Source organism: Cytobacillus spartinae (genome assembly GCF_042865285.1).
Lineage (GTDB): Bacteria > Bacillota > Bacilli > Bacillales > Cytobacillaceae > Robertmurraya_A > Robertmurraya_A spartinae.
Map to the genome: position 1 here is coordinate 245,627 of NZ_JBIACK010000006.1, position 12,440 is coordinate 258,066.

Consider the following 12,440-nt stretch of genomic DNA (forward strand, 5'->3'; position numbering starts at 1 on the left):
TTGAAATATTAAACATTTATATTAGGTAATAAGACCTAAATGAATACACCCTTAGGCATAACAAATCTATCCAACTAATATTGCAAACCATTTCCATACTGTATTGTAAATTTTTTCATTTATTTATGAACCATATTAGCTCCTTAAACGTATTACAAATGTATGAAAAAAGGAGGAGAATAGATTTGAAAAAATTAAAGTACATTTCTAAACACAAAATTTCAAAAGGAGTGTTAGCTGCTTCTATCGGACTAGGCCTTGGAGTTACAACTGTTATTCCTACGCATGGGACTACTGTATATGCATCTGAAAATACTGTAGTAAAGTATGAAGAATTAGCAAAAGATTTTTTACAAAAAGCACTATCACAGGATTTTGACGGACTTCTTACTATTAGTAGTGAAAACTTAAAAGCTGCGGTAACAAAAGAAGACTTAGCTACTTTATTTGCACCGACTATTGCTATGAAGGATGAATTTAAGTCACCACAAGCTAATGAAACGAAAACGAATACGGTACATACAATCGTGTCCCATACCTACCAGACCTCGAGAGGCCCACTAAATGTAGTCGTATACTTTAATAAGCAAGGAAAAGTAGATGATTTTAATATAACTCAACCTACTCCTACGTTACCTTACCAATCTCCTAGTTATGACCACCCTGAAACATACAATGAAAATGCTATAACAATTGGAGAAGGAGCATTTGCTACACCAGGTACTCTTACCATGCCAAAAGGGGAAGGACCATTTCCAGTTATTGTACTAGTACATGGGTCGGGTCCAAATGATCAGGATTCAACCATTTATGGATTGAAGCCATTTCGAGACATAGCTGTTGGATTAGCTAAAGAAGGAATTGCTACGATTCGATACGAAAAGAGAACTAGAGAGCATCCAATAAAAGCTACGATTAATAAAAAGTTCTCTATTTATGAAGAAACAGTTGAAGATGCACTTCTTGCTGTTGAGTTTGCAAAGTCAGTAGATAAAGTGAATAGTAAAGAGATATATGTATTAGGACACAGCCAAGGTGGTTACGCTTTGCCTAAACTAATTAATGCTGATAAAAACGATATGGTTAAAGGTGTCATTAGTGTATCTGCACCTAACCAAGAGTTCCATGAACTAATCATTTGGCAGTATGAAGAGCAGTTAAAGAGATTAGAAAAGAGTGGAGCACCTGCTGAAGTGATCAAACAACAAAAGCAAGCAATAGAAATGCAAAAGATGATGTTTGCTGATATTGATAATCCGAAATACTCAAAAGACAACCTACCACCGCAACTAAATTACTGGTGGTACGATTTAAAAGACTATATTCCAGCTGACGTTGCAAAGGATCAAACGAAGCCGATGTTGATGCTACAAGGTAATAAGGATATTCAGGTCCCTGGAAGTCATCTTGATAGTTGGAAGAGTGCCCTGAGTAATCGTGAAGATGTTCAATATAAGCTTTATCCGAATATGACACATGTCCTATTTAACTTTGATGGGGAACCAACAGGGCAAGAGTATGCGCTACCTAACAATGTTGCACCGGAACTAATTCAAGATATTACATCATGGGTTAAAACAGGAAAGATCTCCACTGAACCTAAAAATGAAAACCCTACAACAAATTGGGAAAACATATTAGTAAAGCCAGGACAAATCGGCCGCGTTACGATTACAAAACCTATTAATCTATGGACAAGAGATAAAGAGAATAAATTAGTTTATGTACGTACACTGCAACCAAATGAAGTGTATCGTGTTTATGGGTTTAGTAGTAAGTATGGTGGACAATTTAATTTAGGAGCCAACCACTGGGTAACTGATATGGATGGGTATGTAACGTTTGAAGAAGTTCCTGAAGAATTGAAGAAATAATATTGCATAAAGAAAAAGCTGTTGGAATTCCAGCAGCTTTTTCTAGTATATAGTTTAATATAATACTTAGAGAACGGGATATAACACTAGTCTCCCTAGTTATGCAATGTAAAGAACTCCATTACATTTCTTTCGGTATAATCGCGATTCATAATATAATATGACCACGTGTTGTACCAAATTAGTGTATCCCCCTGTACAAGTGGATTCATATTCCCTGGTGATGGAATCCCGGGAAGCTTTTTCATTTTTTGTAGTATGTCCCCGTTACTATTTACTATTAAGTAGTATAAATTATTCTCATACGTATCAGTATTTAATTCATTCCACATTACAACAAACTTATCATTATTCATTTTGCTAATGTGTGTCTCGATAATATTAATATTTAAGTTTAAGGAATGGTTTGTTAATGGTATAACCTTTGAATTTAAATCAGTTTCTTTGGAAACAAGACCTAAATATACATTTTTATTATCTTTGTAAGAGCCAACCATTAGGTAGTTTAATAGCCCTACTTCCAATCCACCCAATTGTGCTCCCGTATAGTTATCTCCTATCTCACCTGCAAATTTTATTAACTCTACCTCTCTTGTCACCATACCGCCTTGTTCAACTTGTAAAACAATGGAACGAGGATAAGCGTCACCATGATCTGCATATATTATTTTATCTCCATCAAAGCGAACATAGGTAGCAAAAGAATGACTTACATGATTTTTTGGCCACTGACCACCTTTATCAAGTACTATCATGTCTTTAGTATCTACTAAAAAGCTAATATTTGATTGGTGATTTAATCCGTCATTACTACGATATCTTAATCTCGCTGAATGAATAACCAATTTCCCATTATAACTATCCATTGTTAAATTACTAGCATAGAATGGCCTTGTCACATACACATCTTTAATATCAACAGAAGCTAACTTTTTCCATGATGAATTATATTTTACTATTCGATATACTGACTTTGTATTGGATTCTTCAAGATTTTCCTGACCATAAATAACATAGTAGTTTCCGTCCTCTCCTGAGTGAAAACCACCAAAAATGGGTAATTCCATCTCTATCTTATTTGATCCAATCCTTGAAAAAACTTGATTATATTTATCAACATGTAAATGCTTATCCGTTGTATATAGTAGATTAATATTCCCATTATTAAAATCTTTAAAAAGGTAACGTCCCGAAGTCGAAAAGTAATCACCATAGTAGTAGTCATCTATCCTTATACTTGAAGCAGTATTTTGAGTCGTTATTGCTAATTCTGGGGATAAAAAATAAGGATTTGTTGGCTTCTCACTTTGTGATTTAGCCTGGTTAACTCTCACTATGTCTAGTTTCGCTTTCTGTACAGCTTCTAATTTTGCTTTACTCGGAGTTTCGTACTTAATCTTACTATCTCTATTTACATATAAGCCTCCCCCCACACTTAACATACCTGGTTTAAATGCATATATTCTGTACTTTTCAGATGCTTTTAAAGTACGGACAAATACTTTTTGATCTTCCTCTAATTTAAATAGTGGAGTATCCTTTACTATTATTAATCTTCCTATTTGCCCAATTTTTAATTCCTCTCCATCCCACATAACCTTTTGGGGCGTGAATGGTAAGTCAACCTCATCAGCAAAAGCAATGACATTTGCATTTCCCATTAACATAAGAATGGAGAATAATAGAATGATAATTTTCTTCAATGTTGGTAATTCCTTTCTACAATGATCTATTTTTTATGAAAAAAACTCAAAAAACTTACTATTGAGAACTTCTTCCATTATACATTAATAAAATTTGGTAGATGTGTATAAATAGGTAAAATTTAACTACGTACTAGTCAATCTTAGCTTAGGGCCCCCGTCGGTTTTGGACATTAACTAAAACTATTAATATTTCTTGAACTTAAAATCAGAATAGTCCAATGCAGTTTTATAAATGGTAGAATAGACATATTATCGAATGAATTTTTAGGTCTAAATATCTAAGTGTTTTGAAAAAAAATAGGGAATTAGTTAGAGGTGATAGTTTTACATATATATCAACAGTTTGAGTAAATGGGGAAGCTTGTAAAAGTCCATTGAATCTATTAACAATACCAGCTGGAGGTAGCTTTATGAAAAAACTTTTAATTATTTGTATAACAACACTATTACTATTAAACATTGCAATAATTGATAGGGTTCATGCGGCAGGAATAAAGGTTATTTTTAATGGTGAAATAATGGAACTGAGTTCCTCACCAGTTATAGAGAATAATTCAATTCTCGTACCTTTAAAAGATATATTTGAAGCCTTTAACATGGATATAAGTTGGCAAGAGCATGACAATGGTTTCTATATTTCTGATAATGAGAGATACATACGGATATTATTGGATAGTAATGTGAGCTGGGTAGATGGTGAAGTTATAGGGCTTGAAACACCTGCAAAAATGATAGGAAAAACAGCATTCGTACCGGTACAATTAATAGCAAGAGCATTCAATGTAACGGTTGATTGGGACAATGGAACGAACACTATTACGATTAAATCTAATGAAAAGAAAAAACAGCCCATTTCAAATGAAGATTGGTACAAGAATAAAGTTATAAAAGTAGTCACAGGCAATACTTTTTCAATGGCATTAAGAGAAGATGGGACATTATCCGCTTGGGGATTTAATAGTGGAGTTTTTGGTGATGGAACAGACAAAGATAGGTTGTACATAGAAAGTATCGGGAATGTTAAGGACTGGAAGGATGTTTCAACAGGAAACTACTTTGCGGTCCTATTAAAAAAGAATGGTACCCTTTGGGGTGTAGGTTCAAATTATTTCGGAGAATTAGGGGATGGGACCTCTAAAAACAGCAGACTTTCTCCTAAACAAATTGGAGACAGTAATCAATGGGATAAAGTTTTTGCAAAATATCATAGAGCCGGTGCCATAAAAAAAGATGGTAGTTTGTGGGTGTGGGGATTAAATGAAGCTGGTGAGCTAGGAGATGGAACAAAAACCAATAGGTTAAAACCAGTTAAAATAGGGAAAAACGATTGGGCTGAAGTTTCCTTTGGTTTTTCTCATACCGGAGCCGTTAAAAAAGATGGAACTCTTTGGACATGGGGATTTAATGGATTCGGGCAACTAGGAATTGGAAATGTAAAGCAGCAGAACATTACTACACCTACACAAATTGGGAAGGAACGTAATTGGCAATCCGTTTCTGCAAGTGGCAACTATACAATAGCTTTAAAAAAGGATGGAACTCTTTGGGCTTGGGGAGTTAATCAGTTTGGTCAAATGGGAAATGGTTTAGAGGAATGGAATAAGGTTTATAATAAACCCATTCAAATTGGTAAAGATTCCAATTGGGCTAAAATAGCAACAAGAGGTAGTAATGCTTATGCACTAAAAAAAGATGGAACTCTTTGGATGTGGGGGGGAGAATTTAATGGAAATCTAGTCCCAACACAGGTTGAGAAAGATAAGAAATGGACAGCGATTGCAGAAGGATCCGAAAGTATGGCTGGTAGCATATCACTTGGGGTAACAAGTGATAATAAAGTCTTTGCTTGGGGCGGAAACAATAACGGACAATCGGCAATAGGGCCATCTTTTGTTATTGAAAATCCAACTGAGATTATATTTCCCACTCTAGTTAACTCTAGTTGTAAGCCAACCAGGGTAATGTGGGATAAAGCTGAGCTAAAGAGGGGTCAGATCGGTAAACTAGCCATTGTAAAAGACACTCCATTATATAAGAAAAATAATAAAACAGGTTCATTAGAGTTTAGTAGAACACTAAAAGTAGGACAAGAGTTTCGTGTTTACAGTAAGTCAAATGAATCTGGGATAATGGTTTACAGCGTTGGTGGAGGATATTTTGTAGGAGCCTCAGGCGATGTTAAGTATCAAACACCTTCGAAAAGCAAATTAGCTCAGTTGAATGAGAAATGTGAGATTAAATAAATGGATATATAATAATACAATGCAAGGTTCTAAATACAGGTAGGGTGGAATACGAATCCAATATTTCAATGGATTTAACAATGAGCACGAAGAACAATTTTTTTAGGAGCTAACCACTCTGTAAGTGATATGTATGGTATGTGACGCTCGAAGAAAGTCATGAGGATAAACAGGTATAGTTTGTGTATAGAAAAAGCTGCCGATTATACTGGTAGCTTTTTCTGCTTTTTGAACTTAATTTTAACTATTGTAGAGTTTTTAAAATAAGTTTTGTGATAAAATTTTAATTAGTTTTTTAATATGGGAGGAATTAGAAAAAGGATGAATGGTATCCAAAAGATTTCAAAAGAAAAAATTGATGAAGCTTTGAAGATGAATGATAGACAGTATTTGATAGGTAATCTAAAAGTACCCCAATTTCTAGAACATATTCACGATAATGAAGTAGAGGTAGGCATATCACATTATAAGAAATTTACATCAGATACACCTCATAAACATAGCGATGTTACTGAATATCAAATGATTTTACAGGGTAAATCGTATATAAAGGATTTATTTACAAGTGAAATAACCCAATTAAATGAAGGAGACTTTTATATCGTTCACAAAAATACCCCCTATGCACAAAAGTCTGCTGCTAATACAAGAATACTATTTTTTAAACATCCAGGAATTAATGATAAGTTCCTTGTGGATTACGATGAAGTTACTAAGGAATGGTTGGAAAAAGAAATATAAGGGGTAGAAGAATGAAAAATCATTATGATGAAAATATTATTATTTTGGTCTTAAAGAGGGTTGTAGAATTTTTTGCTAAGGTTAGTTTAACTTATGCAGTTTATTTAATGTTAATAAAATTATTTAGTGGATCCTTATGGTTACAGATTTTTAATTTGGCCGGATATACGGTAGCGTTTATATTTGCGGTTTATTATAGTATATCGATCTACAAAATTATTAATAACTATATTAAATTAAGAAGAAGTTACTCTAGGGAATTTTTGGATAAAAAAGTAATAATTAGCTACGAGGTTGGCTCTTTTTGGGATGTAGTAGATCGATTTAAAGATAATGAAGATGTAGCAATTGTCTTAGGAGTTAACAATAGATTTTGTTTGGACGAGGATTATTTGAGTAAAACAAGCCTTGTATATAATTATATACAAAAGCTATCAGATACTGAAAAATATAACTTGCAAGAGAATCTTAAAGAACAATTAAGCGCGGATATTATAAGCTATGACCAAACAAATAGACCAATCTACAGTAATGGTGCTCTCTATGTATCACATCCTACCGAGAATATCCACTATGAAACGGCACTCTTAGCAATGTGCGAACCTAGTTATTTAAATGTACCTGGAAAGTTCACTTCATCAAGAGAGGGGCTAATAGAATCTTTCGAAAAACTATTTGAACAAATGCCCAATATTTTTACGAATTCTACACTAATTATTCCACTGATAGGGACTAAATCCTCTGGTAGCCCACTATCTCAAGAAGAAGTAGCAAAATTTCTAATTTCAGCGTTTGCAAACTATTCTAGAATAAAACAACATCGCTTGGCAAGGCGATTAGTAGTTTCGTTATATGACAAGGATTTTGAAAACATGAAGGACTTAGTCAAGCTCAAAAAACATATTGATATGGAATGTGAAATGGGTGCATTCTCGTATTCAAAAATAAAAAGTGAAATTGAAAAACCAGTAGACCATATACATAAGGTCGAAATACCGTCTTAAGCAGTTTTGACGATAATAAGGGGCAAATCAGAAGTTTTAAACACACCCGTGCCCCATGGGTGTTGCTACACCCTCTGATTACATTTTAATTGTGTCTTGCAGATAAAGCTAAAACATAATCACTTTAGACAGCACGAATCTTTAATACGATGGGAGCTCAGTTATTGTGCTCCTTTTTAGTGTTTAGATTTTGAAATCAGCATTACAAAAGATTAGGGCAAAACATTCTTTCCAGCAAGTTATTGGAGTTATATCAGGATTGGCCACGTATTTGAAAGAAAAAGCTCCGTAAAGGGATCTCTTTACGAAGCTTTCTCTACATTCATTTGTTCTTTTATTAACATCGGGACGTGATACCTGTCCCATTGTCCCTTAATAATAATTCAACCTTCCACCATTCTCATAAACCTTATGCGCTAATCGTAAAGTGGAAACGGCTAGCTGAGCATAGTTTACATCTTGATCAGGATTAAATTGATTTTTCTCAGTGGTTAATAGCTCCATAGAATTTGCTAGTGCTACATAACCGTAGTATTCTTTATTAACCTTATTGGCATCTGCAAAATCAAGTTTATATATATTACTATGCTTAGCTGCTTGTTCAAGACCCAATGCACGGATATACCAAACTGCTAATTCTTCTCTAGTTAGGTTCTTGTCAAAATCAAACTTGCTCTTATTATCATCGAGGACGCCTAGTGATACAGCACGTTCTACCACCTGGTACAACGGGTGCTTAGGATCAATATTTTCAAATGTTTGCTTGGTTTCTTCTCTATCAGGTGGATATCCCTCATGGAAGTAAGTTAAGGATTTTAAAATGACTTCCAATGCCTCACCCTTTGTAACGGATGCATTAGCATCGAATGAATCAACATCCTCTACTTTTAATATCTTAGCATCTATTAAATAATTTAACTCCTCTTCTGCCCATGGATGAGTAACAACTGGAGGTGTGTTTTCATCCATTAAATTAGTCCATTCACCGGTGTTTGCATCGAGTAGGTTATATGCCTTGTCATTAAATAATGGTGAATATACTAAGTGGTAATGATTCTCTTTGCTGTTAGGCTGCATCACATAGTTTAGCTTTAAGCTTAATGCTTTTCTATATAATGTTCTCGCATCATATGCTGAAATAACCTTATCACTTGAAGGCCATGCTTCTACATCTTGGTAACCAACATTTAGATTCATTAGTGTTCCATCAGTAGAGACCATCATATTAATTTGATCACCTGATACGACTATTCCATCCACAACTCTTGGGAACGAGAAGTGATAATTTTCTCTATCGTCTACTATATACTCTTCAGTTGGCTTTGCATAGTTGTGCACGTATGAAGGTGCATACTCCTTTAAATATTCAAGCGCCTTGTTTAAAGCCTGTTCACGAGAAAGCTCTTTACCTTTATTAGGTGCCTCCCCGATCTGTGTTAACAATTCACGTTGTATATTGTAATATTGAATAATTTCACCCGTATCTTTATCTAGCTCCAAATTCGTTCCGTGGCCACCATTTTGATACTCATACATATAATTAATAGAAATCACTTTCTTACCAAAATGGTTTTCACGTTCTTCAACAGACTCAATCCGCAGCTTCACTTTATCTGATTCAACTGCAAGTAGTTGCTCTGCTAACTCCTTTGCTTTATCTACATTGAAATTAGACTGCTTTGGCGCAAGTGGGGTAGCTGATAACATCTCGAGTTTCTTTATCTCAGGTAAATCTTTTGCAAAACCATTTGCTGTTTGCCACTCACCTGAAAGTGCATGGACCCCTGAATATTGGCCAGTAGGTTTATATACAAGTCTTACATTTCGTTCACCAGTCTGATAATCAAAATCTAATTGATATTGTAGGTCGACTGAGAAATTTGCCTTTACTTGTTTTGTTACTGCATCTTCACTTTTCATTTTTCCAGTGTCATCAAAGGTAAAAGATTTTAAATCCTTACTATTTCTGTAAAAATTAACAACTTCCCCGTTTCCTAGAATCGTAATTTCTACTCTTTGATCTGGAATTAGAACCTTGTCCTTTGTACTAACAAATGAAAAAGAATAACGGATAGGCTCTGTCAATGTTTGATTTCTATAAGGATAATAAGAGTTGTCCTCTATTACATACTCTGCTCCGTTAGGAAATCTTTTCATGAAATCAGTAGCAATCTTCTTAGCCTCTTCCTTTGTTACTTTTGCGGGAAATAAAGCATCCGCTGTGTTTGCTGGTTCATAGTGAAAGCTTTCAATCTCAAGATCCTTCCCTACAAACCCAATATACCCATAAACATTTTTGCCATCTACTGTTTTATGGAAATTCAAATCATAACGAATCGTGTCATCTTCAGGATAACGATGACCAGTGTTCATATGAAAATCGTTATCTGTCAAAAAGTCGAATTGCTTAGGGAAAAAACTCTTAAACTTCTTAATTAAATCATTCTTGGTTACAGTAGATTCCTTCGATGCAACTAAGACTTGTAACTGATTTGGCTGTTCATTTCCAAAACTTGAAGCACTCGCCACAGGTGCTAAAATTCCAAGAGACAGAGCAGTAGATAATGATAAAATTCCAACCTTTTTTAAATTCTTCAAAATAGACCTCCCAATATTTACTAATCTATTTAATTGTATACTAAATTTGGAAAATAATGAATGTTTTTTGAAGAGAATTTTAGATTTAACTTAATAAGTGCTTCAAGGTGGATTTTTTTGCTAACGGAATATGTCATTCAGCAACATACTGAGTAAAGCAATTGAAGAGAGTTGAAAGATACTAGATTACTAATATGTTAAACTGAAGCGCATTCATCAGATTTACGGAGTAGCTGAAGCATAGAAGAAGTTGAAGATATACCCCACGTTATTGTATTAGAATTATCTCTATCGCTTGTGTTCTATACTTGTTTCTCACAAACCAAGTGTAAAAGAATGAATGCTCATAGAACTAATAGTATCTACTATTTGTCACAGTGCAAATTAAAAGATTTATTTTTATCAGCTTCTTTTAAAGAGAAAAGCATTACTTCTTTAGTGAGAAGTAATGCTCTTTTTTTAATGCTATTTTTCATCAGTAATTTGAAGCTCTTGTGGAAGTTCCTCATATTTAGCATCTGCTTGTAACACGTAATAACCACCACCTACATTATATAGCGGGGGAATATAGCCATAAACACGATACCATTCTGTTGTATTTAAAGGACGAATTAAGATAGGTTCATCCTTATGATTTAGCTGAAAAAGTTCTGTTGTGTTTACAATATCAACTCCACCAATTTGTCCTCTATTCATTTTTCTACCTTGCCATACTAACGGTTTGCTAATTTCGTTACATGCGGAATCATAGAAACATTGGTTTTGCTTAAGTTTCGTTTTAGAAGGTGTATTGTATATCACATTATTATTTTGTTTTATATAAACACCATTTCCACCTAACCTGTACAAACCAGAACGCTTACTATATACACGATAATATTGTTCTTTAGTCAGTACTCTTTCATAAACCAATTGATCTCCATCTAGTTTATAAAGGACTGTATTATTCCCTGCTTGAATGCGTCCAACCTGCCCTTCCTTAACCTCGAAATCACCCCACGGGTTGGTTGGTCCTTGAATGCCGCCTTCCAAACGAAGGATTGTAAAAGTGCTAAATTTGTTTATATCAAACTGTAAACCAAATAATCCATCCTTGTAATTAACAACGTCTGCTTTTACCAACTTTTTCTCACCATCACTATGTTCTATGAAAACAACTAGTTCCTTTAAGAACGTTTCTCTTTCTACTGGGTCAACTGGTAATACCACATCGCGTAATGGGAGAATTAAAGTTGTTGTAAGGCGTTTCATATTCGTTTCAACAGTCATAGGTCGAGAAACAAGATTAACCTTTTTACCTTGAGCTGCACCAATAATAATTGGTTCACCTTTGGCACGTTCTTCCACTTCTTTTTGTTTTAGCTCTTCTTTAATTGGAACAACCCGGAAAAATAAATCATCTTCTAAACCATCAAATGATTGATTCGGGACAATGATTCTTACATTTTCTGTGTAAATCTCCAGATTAACATTAGAGTTACTCAGTTCCTTGGTAGCTTCCTTTGGAACGTTAACCTTCACTTCTGATACTTTGTCACTAGCATCAGGAATGACAATACGTGCCGTATCTTTACCTGCCTGCTTAACACTCTCAACAGTTTCCTTCGCACGACCTGATGTAAATGTTACATCATCCTTTATTTTACCAGTTTGATCTGTAGTTCGTGTAATCGGTGTTTGTGTAAGTGTTAAACCTGAGCCTACATTCCCAATTTCAACCGGAACCGTGATTACTTCTTGAGTTGGTGAATTTGTTGAAGGGTTAGTTCCATAATAAGGAATAGCTGTCCATTTCGCGTACAATGTATGGCTATTGGCTGTTGTAACTTCAGATTGGTTTGTAATCGCTGAGCCTGTAAATCCACTGTTATCATACCAACCTGCAAACGCATAACCTGTTCTAGTTGGTGTTGGCAAGGATTCGTTACTTGTCCCATCCGATCCTTTGCCATATGTTGAGCCAAATAACTTCGTTTGGGTTGTGGTTGTGACGGTTCCATCTCCCGCATCAAAGGTTACTGTATATGGTTTAGCTGTCCAATGAGCATACAGTGTATGGTCGGATGGTATATTTACAGGAGTTATATTAGTTACTTCTACTCCTGCCCCATCTGCCTGTGAATACCATCCAACAAAATCATGTCCTGCTTTTGTTGGAATCGGTAACACTTCTTCGCTTCCATCTGACTGTTTACCATAAGTGGAATCATATAGTTTCGTTTGAATTGTCGGTGTTACGTTTCCTCCACCTGCATCAAACGTAACATCATAGGT

7 protein-coding genes are annotated in these 12,440 nt (G+C 34.8%); 4 read left to right on the forward strand and 3 right to left on the reverse strand.

Annotated elements, in window-relative coordinates; genetic code table 11:
• Window positions 1-185 precede the first annotated feature (185 nt).
• Window positions 186-1,874 carry an alpha/beta hydrolase gene (locus ACFYKX_RS14325; RefSeq protein WP_389361742.1) on the forward strand — a complete coding sequence of 563 codons (1,689 nt, stop codon included), beginning with the start codon at window positions 186-188 and terminating at the stop codon, window positions 1,872-1,874.
• 95 nt (window positions 1,875-1,969) lie between these two features.
• Here ACFYKX_RS14325 and ACFYKX_RS14330 read toward each other — a convergent pair whose 3' ends face one another.
• A complete protein-coding gene (locus ACFYKX_RS14330; RefSeq protein ID WP_389361743.1) occupies window positions 1,970-3,577 on the reverse strand; it encodes a hypothetical protein in 1,608 nt (535 codons plus the stop codon).
• 413 nt (window positions 3,578-3,990) lie between these two features.
• Between ACFYKX_RS14330 and ACFYKX_RS14335 the strand changes: the two genes are divergently transcribed.
• From ACFYKX_RS14335 to ACFYKX_RS14345, 3 genes are all read left to right on the forward strand, one after another.
• On the forward strand, window positions 3,991-5,823 hold the full coding sequence (locus ACFYKX_RS14335) for an RCC1 domain-containing protein (protein ID WP_389361744.1): 1,833 nt from the start codon (window positions 3,991-3,993) through the stop codon (window positions 5,821-5,823).
• 321 nt (window positions 5,824-6,144) lie between these two features.
• Window positions 6,145-6,564, forward strand: coding sequence for a hypothetical protein (locus ACFYKX_RS14340; protein WP_389361745.1), 420 nt, complete (start codon window positions 6,145-6,147; stop codon window positions 6,562-6,564).
• Window positions 6,565-6,575: 11 nt separating this feature from the next.
• Window positions 6,576-7,568 carry a macro domain-containing protein gene (locus tag ACFYKX_RS14345; RefSeq protein WP_389361746.1) on the forward strand — a complete coding sequence of 331 codons (993 nt, stop codon included), beginning with the start codon at window positions 6,576-6,578 and terminating at the stop codon, window positions 7,566-7,568.
• A 372-nt stretch (window positions 7,569-7,940) separates the two neighbouring features.
• On the opposite strand, the gene ACFYKX_RS14350 is transcribed toward ACFYKX_RS14345, so the two are convergent.
• On the reverse strand, window positions 7,941-10,166 hold the full coding sequence (locus ACFYKX_RS14350) for a YcdB/YcdC domain-containing protein (RefSeq protein ID WP_389361747.1): 2,226 nt from the start codon (window positions 10,164-10,166) through the stop codon (window positions 7,941-7,943).
• A gap of 465 nt (window positions 10,167-10,631) precedes the next feature.
• Window positions 10,632-12,440 (reverse strand): InlB B-repeat-containing protein (locus ACFYKX_RS14355; protein WP_389361748.1); only part of this gene is annotated, 1,809 nt, incomplete at its 5' end.

Coding starts and splice junctions, on each gene's coding strand:
- ACFYKX_RS14335 (WP_389361744.1), top strand. CDS start 3,991: ATGAAAAAACTTTTAATTATTTGTATAACAACACTATTACTATTAAAC.
- ACFYKX_RS14345 (WP_389361746.1), top strand. CDS start 6,576: ATGAAAAATCATTATGATGAAAATATTATTATTTTGGTCTTAAAGAGG.
- ACFYKX_RS14340 (WP_389361745.1), top strand. CDS start 6,145: ATGAATGGTATCCAAAAGATTTCAAAAGAAAAAATTGATGAAGCTTTG.